The organism is Vibrio pacinii DSM 19139 (genome assembly GCF_000711795.1).
Classification (GTDB): Bacteria; Pseudomonadota; Gammaproteobacteria; order Enterobacterales; family Vibrionaceae; genus Vibrio; species Vibrio pacinii.
The window spans coordinates 81,366-97,774 of sequence record NZ_JONH01000015.1; the positions used below are offsets into that span (position 1 = coordinate 81,366).

12 protein-coding genes are annotated in these 16,409 nt (G+C 47.0%); 4 read left to right on the forward strand and 8 right to left on the reverse strand.

Translation table 11 applies throughout. From position 1 onward, the window contains the following. From BS19_RS11080 to BS19_RS11100, 5 genes are all read right to left on the reverse strand, one after another. The gene (locus BS19_RS11080; RefSeq protein WP_038175327.1) at positions 1-390 is read right to left on the reverse strand and encodes a RidA family protein; all 390 of its coding nucleotides are present in this window, start codon (positions 388-390) and stop codon (positions 1-3) included. 133 nt (positions 391-523) lie between these two features. After that, positions 524-985 carry an aspartate carbamoyltransferase regulatory subunit gene (pyrI, locus tag BS19_RS11085; RefSeq protein WP_038175328.1) on the reverse strand — a complete coding sequence of 154 codons (462 nt, stop codon included), beginning with the start codon at positions 983-985 and terminating at the stop codon, positions 524-526. A 17-nt stretch (positions 986-1,002) separates the two neighbouring features. Then, entirely contained in the window at positions 1,003-1,932 is a 930-nt protein-coding gene (pyrB, locus tag BS19_RS11090) for an aspartate carbamoyltransferase (protein WP_038175330.1), read from the reverse strand. 255 nt (positions 1,933-2,187) lie between these two features. Next, positions 2,188-3,192, reverse strand: a complete 1,005-nt coding sequence (argF, locus tag BS19_RS11095) for an ornithine carbamoyltransferase (RefSeq protein WP_038175332.1) — start codon at positions 3,190-3,192, stop codon at positions 2,188-2,190. Between the two features lie 118 nt (positions 3,193-3,310). Next, the gene (locus BS19_RS11100; protein ID WP_038175334.1) at positions 3,311-4,687 is read right to left on the reverse strand and encodes a PhoH family protein; all 1,377 of its coding nucleotides are present in this window, start codon (positions 4,685-4,687) and stop codon (positions 3,311-3,313) included. A 465-nt stretch (positions 4,688-5,152) separates the two neighbouring features. Here BS19_RS11100 and rapA point away from each other — a divergent pair, with 465 nt between their 5' ends. The 3 genes from rapA to BS19_RS11115 all read left to right on the forward strand — a co-directional run bounded on the left by rapA (position 5,153) and on the right by BS19_RS11115 (position 9,922). Then, on the forward strand, positions 5,153-8,059 hold the full coding sequence (gene rapA / locus BS19_RS11105; protein ID WP_038175335.1) for an RNA polymerase-associated protein RapA: 2,907 nt from the start codon (positions 5,153-5,155) through the stop codon (positions 8,057-8,059). 131 nt (positions 8,060-8,190) lie between these two features. Then, positions 8,191-8,928, forward strand: a complete 738-nt coding sequence (gene rluA, locus BS19_RS11110) for a bifunctional tRNA pseudouridine(32) synthase/23S rRNA pseudouridine(746) synthase RluA (protein ID WP_038175336.1) — start codon at positions 8,191-8,193, stop codon at positions 8,926-8,928. Between the two features lie 31 nt (positions 8,929-8,959). After that, complete coding sequence (locus tag BS19_RS11115) at positions 8,960-9,922, forward strand: D-2-hydroxyacid dehydrogenase (RefSeq protein ID WP_038175338.1); 963 nt, start codon at positions 8,960-8,962, stop codon at positions 9,920-9,922. Between the two features lie 100 nt (positions 9,923-10,022). Here BS19_RS11115 and BS19_RS11120 read toward each other — a convergent pair whose 3' ends face one another. The 3 genes from BS19_RS11120 to pepA all read right to left on the reverse strand — a co-directional run bounded on the left by BS19_RS11120 (position 10,023) and on the right by pepA (position 15,115). Further along, on the reverse strand, positions 10,023-12,893 hold the full coding sequence (locus BS19_RS11120; RefSeq protein ID WP_038175340.1) for a valine--tRNA ligase: 2,871 nt from the start codon (positions 12,891-12,893) through the stop codon (positions 10,023-10,025). Between the two features lie 207 nt (positions 12,894-13,100). After that, on the reverse strand, positions 13,101-13,550 hold the full coding sequence (locus tag BS19_RS11125; protein ID WP_038175341.1) for a DNA polymerase III subunit chi: 450 nt from the start codon (positions 13,548-13,550) through the stop codon (positions 13,101-13,103). A gap of 44 nt (positions 13,551-13,594) precedes the next feature. Continuing rightward, on the reverse strand, positions 13,595-15,115 hold the full coding sequence (pepA, locus tag BS19_RS11130) for a leucyl aminopeptidase (protein WP_038175343.1): 1,521 nt from the start codon (positions 15,113-15,115) through the stop codon (positions 13,595-13,597). Positions 15,116-15,305: 190 nt separating this feature from the next. On the opposite strand from pepA, the gene lptF reads away from it, so the two are divergent. Continuing rightward, positions 15,306-16,409, forward strand: a complete 1,104-nt coding sequence (gene lptF, locus BS19_RS11135) for an LPS export ABC transporter permease LptF (RefSeq protein WP_038175344.1) — start codon at positions 15,306-15,308, stop codon at positions 16,407-16,409.

The following is a 16,409-nucleotide window of genomic DNA, read 5'->3' on the forward strand; positions in this document are numbered from 1 at the left end:
TTACTTGCGCACTGCGATCGCTTCAATTTCGATACCGACATCTTTTGGCAGACGTGCTACTTCAACACATGAACGTGCTGGGTAGTTGGCAACGTTGTGCTCATCAAAGAACTTGCCGTACACCTCATTGACGGTACCGAAGTCGTTTAGATCTTTAACGAAGACTGTCATTTTTACGATATCAGTCACTGAAAGACCAGATGCTTCTACAACCGCTTTTACATTCTCAAGTGATTGACGTGCTTGTTCTGCGATATCGGCAGACACTTCACCAGTGGCAGGATTCACCGGGATTTGGCCTGAAGTCAGGACCATATTGCCTAGGTCAACACCTTGTACATATGGGCCGATTGCTGCTGGGGCAGATTCTGTGTGAAGCACTTTAGTCATTATTATATTCCATCGGTTAGGGTCAAAATTCAGGCATTTAGTGTGCCGCGAAACCCAGTCGGGGTAAAGAAAAAATCCTCACTCATCACGAGCAAGGATCGACATTTTTGTTGGTTTATTGCGCCGGGGTTGCTTAACGCTCAGTCACGATATCGCGCGAGAATACCTTTTCGCAGTATTTACACTTGAGGCGAATATCTTGTTTCTTTTCGACCACTTTAAAGCTGCTTTCTACAGGCTCGTCGTGGCTGATGCAGTTAGTGTTTGGGCACTCAAACACATTATTAACTTGCTCAGGAAGCTCCAGCGCTAGCTTCTTGACGACTTTATAATCTTCAATTTGATTGACGGTTGCATGTGGTGCGTAAAGGGCCAATTTACTGGCTTGTTCTTCACTAATAAACACATTCTCAATCTTAAGTAGATCTTTGTGTCCAAGTTCAGAAGAGGGAAGGTTTAAGCCGACCGTGACACGTTGCTGTGATTTGTCCATTGAGAACAGTTTGAGCACTTTAATGCCAATTTGGGCCGGGATATGGTCGATTACGGTACCATTTTTAATTGCTTCAACCTGCAATTGAGTCTGTTTAGCCATTGATGTTTCTCCCTCGATTACAGTGTTTGATTCAGTACTAAAGCCAATAGAGCTTCACGAGCGTAAACGCCATTTTCCGCTTGCTGAAAGTAGTACGCGTGTGGCGTTTTATCGACGTCGACGGTAATTTCGTCTACGCGTGGCAGCGGGTGAAGTACTTTGAGATTGTCACGTGCGCCTTCGAGCATCGCCGCAGTAAGAATGTAGGCTGACTTTATATGAGCGTACTCTGACTCATCAAAACGCTCTTTCTGTACGCGCGTCATATAGAGGACATCCAGCTGTGGGATCACGGTTTCCATATCGGTATGCAAACTGTAAGCGATACCGGCGTCATCCAACTCTTCACACAGGTAATCTGGCATCGCTAATGCTTCTGGGGCAACAAAGAAGAAGCGGATATTGTTGAACTTCGCGAGAGCTTGAGTCAGTGAATGAACCGTTCGGCCGTATTTAAGATCACCTACGAAAGCAACGTTAAGGTTATCTAGACGCCCTTGAGTCTCGGCAATCGAGAACAGATCCAGTAGCGTTTGGGTTGGATGTTGGTTTGCACCATCACCGGCGTTAATGACTGGTACGCCGTTAGAGAATTCAGAGGCAAGACGCGCGGCTCCTTCTTGTGGATGGCGCATAACAAAAGCGTCAACGTAAGAAGAAATAACCTGCACCGAGTCCGCTAAGGTTTCGCCTTTCTTAGCTAGTGAAGTATTACCACCATTATCAAAACCAATCACATCGCCACCGATACGCTGGATGGCGGTTTCAAATGAAAGACGCGTGCGGGTGGATGGTTCAAAAAAACAGCTCGCAATCACTTTGTTCTTAATCAGCTCCGGTTTTTGCTCGGCTTTCAGTTCACCTGCTGTGTTGACAATTAATTCCAGCTCGTCACGCGACAGCTCAGGAATTGAGATAATGTGCTTGTTGTAAAGCGAGTTTGTCATAGTCATCTTCCCATCTGAGTACGAATTTTAGGCAATAAAAAAGCCCCCCATTGCGGGAGGCTTTAAAAATCGTTAGAAATAGAAAAAACCAACAACGGTAAGCATTTCCGCTTACCCAGTGTAATACGTTGTGTAGAACACGAATTACGTGGCATTTTTTTCTCTATATCCAGACAAATTGCGCAGCATTATACGCCTAACTTTTTCCAATGCAAGCGATTACATTGTGGCCTTGTTGTGCTGGTTATTGTTTGTTTACGCACCGAGTGTAGCGACCATCACCGCTTTAATTGTATGCATACGGTTCTCCGCTTCATCGAAGACAATCGAATGCTCAGACTCAAAGACTTCGTCAGTCACTTCGAGGCCTTTCATGCCATATTTTTGTGCCACTTGTTTACCAATCGCCGTTTGATCATCATGGAACGCCGGTAAGCAGTGCATAAACTTCACTTGTGGATTACCGGTTTGCTCAATAACCTTCATATTGACTTGATAAGGCGTCATCATGGCGACACGTTCATCCCAAGCTTCAGGGGCTTCGCCCATAGAAACCCAAACATCTGTATAGAGATAATCACACCCTTGTACTCCTTCCTCTACGTTTTCCGTTAAGGTGATTTTCGCGCCAGTTTGTTTGGCGATGGCTTGGCAGGTAGTGACTAACTCGTGTTCTGGCCAAAAGGCTTTTGGTGCGACAAGGCGAATATCCATGCCCATTTTGGAAGCGCCAACTAACAGAGAATTCCCCATATTGTTGCGTGCATCGCCAAGGTAGGCAAACTTAATCTGATGCAACTGTTTACCGCGTCCATGCTCAAGCATGGTTAGGAAGTCAGCCAGAATTTGCGTTGGGTGAAACTCGTTAGTTAAACCATTCCAAACTGGAACGCCGGCGTAGTGACCGAGATCTTCGACAATCTCTTGACCAAAACCACGGTATTCAATGCCGTCGTACATGCGACCCAATACGCGAGCGGTATCTTTCATTGACTCTTTTTGACCAATTTGCGATCCCGATGGGCCGATGTAAGAGACTTGCGCGCCTTGATCAAATGCCGCCACTTCAAACGCGCAGCGAGTGCGAGTTGAGGCCTTTTCGAAGATCAATGCGATATTTTTACCGACCAGTTTCTTTTGCTCAGTGCCGGCATATTTCGCTTTCTTCAGGTCGGCAGAAAGATCGAGCAGAAACTGGATCTCTTTAGGGCTGAAATCCAACAATTTGAGGAAGTTTCTGTTACGTAGGTTAAAGGCCATACTCCAGTCCTTGAATGCTAATTCATTTAATGGAGATAGTTAAACATATTTAAACGGCGTTTGTGAATATTTATTTTAAAATAATGGTGAGATATGAATTATATCTCACCATAAGTGACTATAAATTCTCTTCGGCAAATTCAGCTAAGCGGCTGCGTACCACGCCATTAAGGTGGATATTGGCACTGCCTTCAAAGCTTTTGAAGCGCTCAACCATGTAAGTTAATCCAGAGGTAACCGGGGTTAAGTAGTGAGAATCAATTTGTGCTAGGTTACCTGAACAGACGATCTTGGTTCCTTCACCACAGCGAGTAATGATGGTTTTGATCTGCGACGCAGTGAGGTTTTGACATTCATCAAGCAGAACAAAAGCGTTTTGGATCGAGCGACCACGCATAAAGTTGATCGACTTAAACTGAATGTTAGCTTTATCACAAATGTATTTGAGCGAGCCTTCAGTGCAGTGATCGTGCTTATGTAATGCCTCTAGCGTGTCGGTCACGGCGGCGAGCCACGGCAGCATCTTCTCTTCTTCGCTACCGGGTAAGAAGCCAATCGACTCGCCAATATCTGGCGTGTTTCGAGTGACAATGATCTTATCAAACATACCTTTCTCTATGGTCTGTTCGAGTGCGGAAGCGAGCGCGAGTAAGGTTTTACCACTACCAGCAGCGCCGGTCAGGATCACGAGATCAATATCTGGATCGAGTAACGCATCAAGTGCCATGCCTTGGTAGATATTCTTCGGCGTGATATCCCATGCGCGGCGGTGCATCAATCTTTCGCGACTCAGATCTTTGATGGTCACTTTGTCTTGTTCAATCTCTTCGACGCGGCCAGCGAAGTCACTCTCTTCATCAATCACATATTGATTAATATAGGTAGGCTCAAACGTTTGTCTATCAAGTGTATGGTAGGTACGTCCAGCGAGGTTGCGACTTTCGACGTCTTGCACGTTACTCCAGAATTCGCCTTCGATTTGTTGAAAGCCTTTGGTGAGGTACTGAACATCATCGATCAATTGGTCAGTGCGGTAGTCTTCAACAAAACGCACGCCAGCCCCTTTGGCACGTAACCGCATGTTGATGTCTTTAGTCACTAAGATGACTTCGCGCGGCGCACGCTTGTTTTGCAAGTAAAGCACACCATTCAAAATGCGATTGTCGCCAGCCTTGTCGGCAAAGGCCTTGATGGTCTCGTGCAGTTCAAAATCAGCTAAAATAGCGACATGGCCTGTGGTGGTATGATCTCTGTTGATGGGAATGCCGTCGGATATTTCATCTGGCGTTGCGTCTTTAAACATCGCCTCTAAGGCGCGAATCGCAACACGTGCATCACGCGCGACATCACGTTTACTGTCTTTGATACGATCAAGTTCTTCAAGTACGGTCATCGGAATGATGACGTCATGTTCTTTAAAAGAGTAAATGGCGAGCGGTTCGTGAAGAAGAATGTTTGTGTCTAGGACAAATAGCTTCCGGTCTGTATCACCCATAAGCGTCTCCTTGCCGCGGTGCGGCTTGCTTACCCCTCATACTTGCGCATGAAGTGGTTTACTTGCGGTTGCTTGCACAGCTGTAGCCAGATCACGGATGGTTTGACTACAAAAATGCAAACCCGTGTTGATCGTCATCCTAATGAATGCATCACATGTGCCAGTCATAAACTTGACGCGCGATGATGCGGCTCATCAATAAGTATAAGGTGCTTTTTCTACACTCTTAGCTAGAAGTGCCATTGATTTCTTACACTTTGATGTCATCCCCAAGTCGGATAAAAAAATATTGCGTTTTGAGGCCTTTGTACGTGACCAATATCACAGCTTCAAGTAAGATTAGCGACCTTTTTTGACGCAGCCGCTGACATCCTTTTTCCCCGTCAGTAGCCTTTCAAGTTGCGTGAAAACCGCTAAGATTTATAGACCCGTTTTTGATTAGAAAATAGATGAGGTAGTCGATTCATGACATTTGCTTTGGGCCAACGCTGGATCAGCGATACAGAGGGCGATCTAGGTTTAGGAACCGTTGTAGCATTAGATGCACGTACTGTGACTTTAATGTTTGCTGCTTCGGAAGAGAACCGAGTTTACGCTCGAAACGATGCGCCCGTAACGCGAGTCACTTTTAATGTTGGCGATGTGATTGATAGCCAAGAAGGTTGGTCAATCAAGGTTGAGCAAGTAGTCGAAGATCAAGGCTTATACAGCTACCTTGGTGTGCGTGAAGACAATGGCGAGGAAGTGGTGCTGCGTGAAATCATGCTTAGCAACCAGATTCGTTTTAATAAGCCTCAAGACAAACTTTATGCCGGTCAAATTGATCGCATGGATAACTTTGTGCTTCGTTACCGTGCATTGATCAATCAATATCAGCAACACAAGAGCCCGATGCGTGGTCTATGTGGCATGCGTGCAGGTTTGATCCCTCATCAGCTTTATATTGCTCATGAAGTGGGGCGTCGTCATGCCCCTCGTGTTTTACTGGCCGATGAGGTTGGTTTGGGCAAAACCATTGAAGCGGGGATGATCATTCACCAACAAGTATTGGCTGGCCGAGCTGAGCGTATCTTGATTGTGGTGCCAGAAACGCTGCAACATCAATGGTTGGTTGAGATGATGCGTCGCTTCAACCTGCACTTTTCTATTTTCGATGAAGAGCGCTGTATTGAAGCGTTCGCCGATGCTGATAATCCGTTCGATACTCAACAATATGTGTTGTGTTCGCTCGATTTTCTGCGTAAGAGCCGTCAGCGTTTTGAACAAGCACTTGAAGGCGAGTGGGATCTGCTGGTGGTCGATGAAGCGCACCACCTAGAGTGGAGCGTTGATGCGCCAAGCCGTGAGTATCAAGTGGTTGAAGGGTTAGCGGAACGTACTCCAGGTGTGTTGCTATTGACGGCGACGCCTGAGCAGCTTGGGCGTGAGAGCCACTTTGCCCGTTTACGCCTGCTCGATTCAGACCGTTTCTTCGACTATGAAACCTTTGTTAAAGAAGAAGAGCAGTATGCGCCCGTTGCCGACTCTGTCAGTGCGCTCTTCTCTGGAAAAATGCTCGCAGATGACGCGAAAAATCAAATCAGTGAATTGCTGTGTGAGCAAGATGTCGAGCCGCTGTTCCGCATTATAGAAAGTGACAGTGACGAAGAAGCCAAAGCGGCGGCGCGCCAAGAGCTGATTGATAATCTCATGGATCGTCACGGTACTGGCCGGGTGTTGTTCCGTAATACCCGTGCTGCGATTAAAGGTTTCCCAACGCGTAATGTTAATTTGATGCCGATGGCTATCCCTGCGCAATACACGACCTCAATGCGTGTGTCAGGTCTGATCGGCGGTAAGATGAGCCCTCAAGCGCGAGCGATGAAAAACCTCTATCCAGAAGAAATTTTCCAAGAATTTGAAGGCGAAGAGTCGAGCTGGTGGCAGTTTGATAGCCGAGTCAATTGGCTATTGGAGAAGATCAAAGAGAAGCGCAGTGAGAAGATTTTGGTGATCGCATCACGCTCTAGCACCGCACTGCAGTTAGAACAAGCGCTGCGCGAGCGTGAAGGGATCCGTGCAACGGTCTTCCATGAAGGCATGTCGATTATTGAGCGTGATAAAGCGGCCGCCTACTTTGCTCAGGAAGAGGGCGGGGCGCAAGTGCTTATTTGTAGTGAAATTGGCTCTGAAGGTCGCAACTTCCAGTTTGCTAATCAACTGGTGATGTTTGATTTACCCTTTAACCCTGACTTGCTTGAACAGCGCATCGGCCGTTTGGACCGTATTGGTCAGACTCGCGATATCGATATTCATGTGCCTTATCTTGAAGGTACCTCGCAAGCGATTTTGGCGCGTTGGTTTGATGAAGGTCTCAATGCATTTGCCGAGACGTGCCCAACTGGTCGTAATGTGTATGACCAGTTCGCTGAGCGTTTAATTGAGATGTTGGCCTCGGGCGATACCTCTGATCTCGATGAGGTGATTACCGAGTCGGCGGCGATGAATAAGGCGCTTAAGGCGCAGCTTGAACAAGGTCGTGATCGCTTGTTAGAGATGCACTCTAATGGTGGCGAAAAAGCGCAAGCAATCGTTGATACAATTGCCGCGACAGATGGCGATACTAACCTAGTGACATTTGCATTAAGCCTGTTCGATACTATCGGCCTTGATCAAGACGATAAAGGCGAGAACGCCTTAGTGGTGACGCCATCAGAACATATGCTGGTGCCAAGTTATCCAGGCTTGCCTTATGAAGGGGCGACGATCACTTTTGATCGTGAAACAGCGCTGTCTCGCGAAGATATGAACTTTATCAGTTGGGAGCACCCAATGATTCAAGGTGGTATTGATCTTCTGATGAGTGAAGGCGTGGGCACCTCTGCGGTATCACTGCTGAAAAACAAAGCCCTGCCAGTCGGTACTATGTTGTTAGAGCTGATTTACAAAGTGGATGCTCAAGCGCCGAAACGCAGTGGGATCAGCCGCTTCTTACCGCCGACTCCGATTCGCATCATGTTGGATGGCAAAGGCAATGATCTTTCTGAACAAGTGGAGTTTGAAAGCTTCAACCGTCAATTAAGCCCAATCGGTCGTCATATTGCGACAAAATTGGTGGCGTCAGTGCAAGCGCAAGTGCATCAATTGATTGCCGCTGGCGAGCTTCTGATTGTTGATAAAGTGGCCGCGATCCGCAGCCAAGCACAACAAGAGATGCAAACTAGCCTCAATGCTGAGCTGGAACGCTTACAAGCACTTAAAGCCGTTAATCCAAATATTCGTGATGAAGAGATTATCGCGATTGATGAGCAGATCAAAGAGCTGACTGGCTATATTAGCCAAGCTCAGTATCAATTGGACTCTCTGCGTATGATTGTCGTTTCTCATAACTAGAAAAATAAACGTCCTTACAAAATCTAGCGGCGAATAAAACGATGAGGGCTCTCTCCAGTGGAGGATCTCCCTCATCATCCTTTTGTTGCGATTGGACATGACGTTTGGTTTGATATTTCGCGGATTTCTTTATGGCCATGACAGAGTACCACCCGCCAACTGAGCCTTGGGTTGATATTGTCTTTGAAGATGAGCATATTCTGGCGGTGAATAAGCCGTCGGGATTGTTGTCTGTTCCTGGGCGTTTAGCTGAGCATTACGACAGTATGTGGTCTCGCCTAGTGGATATTTACCCCGATGTTCAAGTGGTTCACCGCCTTGATATGGACACTTCGGGGTTAATGCTGCTAGCGAAAAACAAGCTTGCTGAACGAGCGCTGAAAAAGCAATTTCAATACCGCTTAACCCACAAGGTTTATTATGCGCGGGTATGGGGCCATGTTGTGGCGGATGAGGGAGAAGTTAATTTGCCGCTTATTGGCGATTGGCCTAATCGTCCTAAACAGAAAGTGTGTTTTGAAACAGGCAAACAGGCTAAAACGCGCTATCAAGTGGTCAAACGTGAAGCAAAAACCACCTTGGTTCGCTTGCTGCCTATTACAGGGCGCTCACACCAATTGCGTGTTCATATGCAAGCGCTAGGACATGCGATTGTTGGTGATGAGTTTTACGCCCAAGATGAGGCGTTTGATTTTTCTAATCGATTAGAATTGCACGCCGCTGAACTGAGTTTCTACCACCCAAAATGCAATAGTTTGCGTAGTCTGTTTGTTCCTTGTGACTTCTATCTTGAAGCGGAAGCGATTATCTTTCACTTTTTCGCACCTGTGCGAGAATTACCAGACTATAAAACGCTGCCACACCCATAACCTATTTCCAAGGCAGCGACACGGAGGTTCCATGACGCTGCCGACTATTGTCTTTCTTGATCGTGCTACGATCCCAACTCGAATTGATTTGCCCCATCTGCCTTTTGATCATCAATGGCGAGAGTATGATCTGACCGCGCCTGGCGAGGTTGTTGATCGTCTCCAGCAAGCGGATATCGTGATCACCAATAAAGTGGTTCTTGATCGTGCGATATTGATGCAGTTGCCGAATCTTAAGATGATCGCGATCGCCGCAACAGGCTTTAACAATGTCGATATCGAAGCGTGCCAAGAGTTTGGGATTGCCGTAACCAACATTCGTGGGTATGCCACCCAGTCGGTTCCAGAGCACGTGCTGGCGATGATCTTTGCTCTCAAGCGCAATTTGAAGGGGTATCATAATGACATTGCCGCTGGAGAGTGGCAGCGACATAAGCAGTTCTGTTTCTTTACTCATCCCATCAGTGATGTGGCAGGATCGACACTGGGTATCATTGGCAGTGGCGCTTTAGGTCAAGCGACGGCCGAGTTGGCGAAGTCAGTGGGAATGAATGTGCTGTTTGCTGAACGCAAAGGGCAACGCCAGTGTCGTCAGGGGTATATCTCGTTTGAGCGTTTATTGACGATGTCAGATGTGGTGACGCTGCATTGTCCACTCAATGATGAGACGCGCCATTTGATTGGTCGTCATGAGCTTGCGAGTATGAAGCCGAGCTCGATTGTGATTAATGCTGGGCGCGGTGGCTTGGTTGATGAAGAGGCGTTAGTCGATGCGTTAAAACATGGCACTATTCGTGGTGCAGGGATTGATGTGTTTACCGACGAACCTGCTGATGAGTCCAACTCCTTAATTGCTAATATGCACTTACCAAATTTGCTTCTCACGCCTCATGTGGCATGGGGCAGTGATTCTGCGATTCAAAACTTAGCCAATATTCTTATCGACAATATTGGCGCCTTTATTGAAGGTCGAGAGCATAATCGAGTGGTGTAATCCTATTTTAGAATGGGACACACACGTAAAAAGGGCCAGTCGCGATGACTGGCCCTTTTATTTCAGTATGTTACAGATCAACTATCGTGTTGCAACTCAATTATAGTGCAGCGATGGTGGTCTTTTGCTCTTCAAGCTTCACTAGCGTCTCTTTGTAACCTTCAAGCTTTTCACGCTCTTTAGCGACAACCGCTTCAGGGGCTTTAGCAACGAAACCTTCGTTGCCTAGCTTGCCTTCGATGCGTTTGATTTCACCGTGAGTCTTGTTGATTTCGCCATCAAGGCGCGCAAGCTCTGCATCTTTGTCGATAAGGCCTGCCATCGGGATCAATAGTTCAGACTTAGCAACCAGTGCCGTTGCACATGCCGGTAGTGTGTCACCTTCAGATACCAGCGTGATTTGCTCAAGTTTAGCTAACGCCATCAGTACTTTGCGGTTTGCTTCTAGGCGCGCAGCATCTTGCTCGCTTGCTTTTAGCATCACGTCTAGCGGTTTGCCTGGTGCAATGTCGTACTCGGCACGTAGGTTACGAATACTAGTGATGAACGCTTTGACCCACTCGATGTCGTCGAGTGCTTCTTGGTGGAAGTTGGCTTCGTCGTACTGAGGCAGCGCTTGTAGCATGATTGTGTCGCCTTCCACACCATCAATGAGCGGCTTAACGCTCTGCCAGATTGATTCTGTGATGTAAGGAAGTACTGGGTGAGCAAGACGCAGTGTCTTCTCAAGAACCGTAATCAAGGTGTAGCGTGTTGCTTGCTGTTGGGCTGCATCACCTTTCCAAAGAACCGGTTTTGTTAGCTCTAGATACCAGTCACAGAACTGGTTCCAAATGAACTCGTACAAAGTGTTCGCTGCCATATCTAGACGGTAGTTGTCTAGGTGAGCGTTAAACTCTTTTGCAGCCACTTCAAACTGAGACTCAATCCACTTATCAGCCAGAGAGAATTCCATGTTTGCACGGTCTTTGGCAGACAGCGACATACCACAGTCGTGTTCTTCTGTATTCATTAGTACGTAACGGCTCGCGTTCCATAGCTTGTTACAGAAGTTACGGTAACCTTCAAGACGCTTCATGTCCCAGTTGATGTCACGGCCGGTTGAAGCCATGGCTGCTAGGGTGAAACGCAGGGCATCGGTGCCGTAGGGTTCGATACCATTTTCAAAGGTTTTACGTGTGTTCTTTTCAATCTTCTTCGCAAGTTGCGGCTGCATCATGTTGCCACAACGCTTTTCAACCAGAGATTCAAGATCAATACCGTCGATCATGTCGATAGGGTCAAGGACGTTGCCCTTAGACTTAGACATTTTGTCACCGTTCTCATCACGGATAAGGCCAGTCATGTAAACGGTTTTAAAAGGTACTTGCGCATTGCCTTGTTCATCTTTACAGAAGTGCATCGTCATCATGATCATACGAGCAACCCAGAAGAAGATGATGTCGAAACCTGAAACCAACACATCAGATGGGTGGAAGGTTTTCAGCGCTTCAGTATCTTCAGGCCAGCCTTGTGTACCGAATGTCCATAGGGCAGAAGAGAACCAGGTATCCAACACGTCGTCGTCTTGTTTCAGCACAACAACAGGCGCGAGGTTGTTCTTTTCACGAACTTCTTGTTCGCTGCGACCAACGTAAACTTTGCCGTGGTTGTCGTACCATGCTGGGATGCGGTGTCCCCACCAAAGTTGACGAGAGATACACCAATCTTGAACGTCACGCATCCATGCAAAGTACATGTTTTCGTACTGCTTAGGAACAAACTGGATCTGGCCATCTTCTACGGCTTTAACCGCTGGCTCAGCCAATGGAGCGGTGCGAACGTACCATTGGTCAGTCAGCATTGGTTCGATAACCACACCACCACGATCGCCGTAAGGTACGGTTAAGTCGTGATCTTTCACTTCTTCGAGTAAGCCCAGTTCATCAAACTCAGCTACGATCGCTTTACGTGCTGCAAAGCGCTCCATACCTTGGTATTTAGCCGGCAGCTCGCTAGAGTAAACATCGCTTTCTTCACCGTTAGTGGTGAACACTTCAGCCGCATCACGAATGTCGGCGTTGAAGGTTAGGATGTTGATCATCGGTAGGCTGTGACGTTTACCCACTTCGTAATCGTTAAAGTCGTGCGCTGGTGTGATCTTCACACAACCAGTGCCTTTTTCCATATCGGCGTGCTCATCACCAACGATAGGGATCAGGCGGTTAACGATAGGAAGTAGGATTTCTTTACCGATCAGATCTTTGTAACGAGGATCTTCTGGGTTTACCGCGACGCCAGTGTCACCAAGCATGGTTTCTGGACGTGTCGTGGCAACAACGATGTAATCTTTGCCGTCTGCGGTTTTAACGCCATTCGCTAATGGGTAGCGGAAGTGCCACATGTGGCCCTTTTTATCTTTGTTTTCTACCTCAAGATCAGAAATCGCCGTGTGCAGTTTCGGATCCCAGTTTACTAGGCGTTTACCACGGTAGATGAGGTCTTCTTCGTAAAGACGGACAAACACTTCTTGAGTGGCAGCCGAAAGGCCATCATCCATTGTGAATCGTTCACGATCCCAATCTACCGATGCGCCAAGGCGACGTAGCTGTTTCGTGATGGTGCCACCTGATTCAGCTTTCCATTCCCAGATTTTGTCGATGAAAGCTTCACGGCCGTAGTCGTGTTTTGTTTTGCCTTCTTCTGCTGCAATTTTACGCTCAACCACCATTTGAGTTGCGATACCCGCGTGGTCAGTACCGACTTGCCAAAGAGTATTTTTACCCTTCATGCGCTCTGCACGGATCAGAGTATCCATGATCGTGTCTTGGAACGCATGGCCCATATGTAGGCTACCAGTGACGTTCGGTGGTGGGATCATGATGCTGTAAGCTTGCTTTGAAGTATCACCGTGTGGCTTAAAGTAGCCTTTCTCTTCCCAAGCTTGGTATAAAGCTTGTTCGATTGAAGTTGGGTTATATGTCTTTTCCATAGTCGCCTTTTTCCTCGACGTATTTGGACGGGTAGCGGCGTTAACGGCATTCAAAAGCCCACTCGTGTGATGATAGGGATTTGCGCACGTGTTGCCTTGTTCTTCGCCCAACTAGTTGGAGGAAATCTTTTCTGGTTGATGGTAAATCTTAGTCAATCATTATAAGTGAACTCTCTAAATGGAGAGCTTAACTATAAGGATTGACCACTAGTTGTGGTCAATATTGACCGTTTGTAGCTGATAGCCAGCTTGGCGATAGATTTTATATCTTTCTCGTGCCAGTTGCTTGGCTTTTTCTTCGCAAGGCACGAAGTCTACCACCTCAGCAAACTTGTTCGCAAAGGTTGTCTTATTATCGGCCAAATTTATTACTAATTGCCTGTTCCAAGAAGGCTTGACTGCTTGGTAACCGATTTCGATATTGGTTGCATACTTAGGGCCTTCACCGACCAAATTGTGCGCAATAAACTGCGCGGGATCAACTTGCCAAAATCGTTCGGCGATTTGCTCGGCGTGTACCTTATCGTTGCAATTAAGATAGACCTTTGCGCCTTGCTTGGCGAAATGCTGCGCGAGAAACAGGACATAGTGCGCAAAGCCTTCCGGACTCGCTTGAGCGGAATCAGGTGGAACGATGTAAAACGTTGCATTTGCCATGACTTTTCCTAAGCCTACAAAAAAGGGCCTTGCGGCCCTTTTGATTATTTTGAGGTTTGTTCCTCAGTCTCTTGGCCACTTCGGTTGAGTAAGAATTGGACAAGCATTGAGACTGGGCGACCCGTAGACCCTTTCGCTGCACCTGACTTCCACGCGGTACCCGCGATATCAAGGTGAGCCCAGTGGTATTTCTTGGCGAACTTAGACAAGAAACAACCGGCTGTGATGGTACCACCTGGGCGACCACCAATGTTTGCCATATCGGCAAATGGGCTCTTGAGCTGTTCATGGTATTCGTCTGCCATTGGTAGACGCCAAGCACGATCACTGGCTTGCTCAGAAGCGTTGACGAGTTCATGAGACAGTGGGTTATGGTTTGAGATAACGCCGCTGATGTGGTGACCGAGTGCGATAACACACGCTCCTGTCAGCGTTGCAACATCAACCACACACTCAGGTTCAAAGCGCTCAACGTACGTTAACACATCACAAAGAACCAGACGGCCTTCTGCATCGGTGTTGAGTACTTCAACGGTTTGACCTGACATAGTCGTGAGGATGTCACCAGGGCGGTAAGCATTACTACCAGGCATGTTTTCACAGCCGGCAAGGATACCCGTCACATTGATTGGCAGGTTGAGCTTAGCCAGCGCTTTCATGGTTCCGAATACAGATGCAGCACCACACATGTCGTACTTCATCTCATCCATTCCTTCTCCTGGCTTAAGAGAAATACCGCCTGAATCGAACGTGAGGCCTTTACCTACTAGAACGATAGGCTTGGCATCTGGATCGGGGTTGCCTTTGTACTCCATGATTGACATCATAGAGTCGTTTTTAGAGCCTCGGCCTACGGCTAGGTATGACGTCATACCCAGTTTTTCCATCTCTTGTTCACCGATGATCTTGGTCGTGACGGTTTCGTAATCGTCTGCCAAACGGCGAGCTTGTGAGGCAAGGTAAGCAGGATTTGCCACATTTGGTGGCATGTTACCGAGATCTTTCGAGGCTTTAACACCAGAAGAGATAGCCAGCCCGTGTGTGATTGCTTTCTCGCCTAGGTTGAGCTCACGACGTGTTGGCACGTTAAAGACCAACTTACGCAATGGGCGGCGTGTTTCAGGCTTAACCGTTTTAAACTGGTCAAAGGTGTACAAGCCATCTTTGGTTGCTTCAACGGCTTGACGCACTTTCCAATAGGTATCGCGTCCTTTAACATGCAGTTCTGTTAAGAAGCACACCGCTTCCATCGAACCGGTTTCATTAAGCGTGTTAATGGTTTTTTGAATGATTTCTTTGTATTGACGTTCACCAAGTTCGCGCTCTTTGCCGCAACCGACCAATAAAACGCGTTCAGACAGCACGCCTGGTACTTGATGAAGCAGAAGCATTTGCCCCGGTTTTCCTTCCAGATCACCACGGCGAAGCAGTGAACTAATATAGCCATCGCTGATTTTATCGAGCTGCTCAGCAACTGGAGAAAGGCGACGTGGCTCGAACACACCCACAACGATACATGCACTGCGCTGTTTCTCTGGACTGCCACTTTTTACACTGAACTCCATGCGTACTCCTACATCCTGAAGACAAATAGAACTAAATGTTAGATAATGCATCTTACTTGTTGATTCCTTACTCGGAACTATCCTTAAATAAGCGCATTAACAGTTAGCCAAAAATTTATAAAATAAAAGGTTTAACGGGAAATTATAGTGATTCAATTAAAAAAACAAGTTTTGTATAGGTAATTTCAGCGTGATTATTGTTAGATATTTGATCCGCGAGACACTCAAAAGCCAATTAGCGATATTTTTTATCCTTTTTCTCGTGTTCCTAAGCCAAAAATTGATCAAAGTACTGGCTGATGCATCTGATGGTGATATTCCCGCTAGTTTGGTGATGCATTACGTCGCCTTGAGTATGCCATCAATGGGATTATTGATGCTGCCTCTGAGCCTGTTTTTAGGGATCTTGCTGACTTTCGGCCGTTTGTACGCAGAAAGTGAAATTACCGTGATGAATGCCACTGGTATTGGCAATAAGTTCTTGATTCGCGCTGCATTGTATTTGGCGGTGATTACTGGTGTGATCGCCGGCTTTAACTCGTTTGTCTTCTCACCTTACAGTCAAGACAAGCTAGTGCAGTTACAAGAAGAAGTCGAAGCAGAAAATAGCGTAGATTTGCTGAAAAAAGGCCACTTTCAAGGGACACCAGATGGCTCTTCTGTGGTGTTTATTGATGATATTGACGGCAAGCAGCTCAAACATGTGTTTGTCGCGCAAATGCGCCCGCGAGACTCTATTTTACCGAGTGTTTCTTTTTCTCAATCTGGAGAAGTGAAACAACTTAGTGATGGTCGCCAAGTGATTCGTATGTACCAAGGGACGCGCTACGAAGGAGTACCGACCCGCGTTGATTATATGATTACCGAGTTTGATCAATATGAAGGTTTGATAGGTCAGCGTGACGTTAAGCCCAAAGGTCGTGACTGGGAAGCCATTCCGACTCTGGAGCTAATCAAAAATCATGATCCGCGTGCACAAGCTGAATTGCAGTGGCGTATCTCGCTGGTGGTATGTATTCCCTTGCTGACCATGTTGGTTGTACCTCTGTCTGCTGTTAATCCACGTCAGGGGCGCTTTGCTAAAATGGGCCCAGCGATTCTGATCTACCTGGCTTACTTCCTCTCCATTAGTGCGACAAAGTCAGCATTAGAAGATGGAACTATCCCTGCGGTAATAGGGATGTGGCCAATTAATGCGGCATTACTGCTTACCGCAATTGGGATTAACTCGATGGACAGCATTCCTGTTCGCCGCTTTAAAGACAAATTAAGACAAAGAAAAAAGGCAGCGTAA

What these genes read in the sequence shown, in the direction of transcription:
- BS19_RS11080 (WP_038175327.1), bottom strand. Translation starts at nt 390, where the DNA reads ATGACTAAAGTGCTTCACACAGAATCTGCCCCAGCAGCAATCGGCCCA.
- pyrI (WP_038175328.1), bottom strand. Translation starts at nt 985, where the DNA reads ATGGCTAAACAGACTCAATTGCAGGTTGAAGCAATTAAAAATGGTACC.
- pyrB (WP_038175330.1), bottom strand. Translation starts at nt 1,932, where the DNA reads ATGACAAACTCGCTTTACAACAAGCACATTATCTCAATTCCTGAGCTG.
- argF (WP_038175332.1), bottom strand. Translation starts at nt 3,192, where the DNA reads ATGGCCTTTAACCTACGTAACAGAAACTTCCTCAAATTGTTGGATTTC.
- BS19_RS11100 (WP_038175334.1), bottom strand. Translation starts at nt 4,687, where the DNA reads ATGGGTGATACAGACCGGAAGCTATTTGTCCTAGACACAAACATTCTT.
- rapA (WP_038175335.1), top strand. Translation starts at nt 5,153, where the DNA reads ATGACATTTGCTTTGGGCCAACGCTGGATCAGCGATACAGAGGGCGAT.
- rluA (WP_038175336.1), top strand. Translation starts at nt 8,191, where the DNA reads ATGGCCATGACAGAGTACCACCCGCCAACTGAGCCTTGGGTTGATATT.
- BS19_RS11115 (WP_038175338.1), top strand. Translation starts at nt 8,960, where the DNA reads ATGACGCTGCCGACTATTGTCTTTCTTGATCGTGCTACGATCCCAACT.
- BS19_RS11120 (WP_038175340.1), bottom strand. Translation starts at nt 12,893, where the DNA reads ATGGAAAAGACATATAACCCAACTTCAATCGAACAAGCTTTATACCAA.
- BS19_RS11125 (WP_038175341.1), bottom strand. Translation starts at nt 13,550, where the DNA reads ATGGCAAATGCAACGTTTTACATCGTTCCACCTGATTCCGCTCAAGCG.
- pepA (WP_038175343.1), bottom strand. Translation starts at nt 15,115, where the DNA reads ATGGAGTTCAGTGTAAAAAGTGGCAGTCCAGAGAAACAGCGCAGTGCA.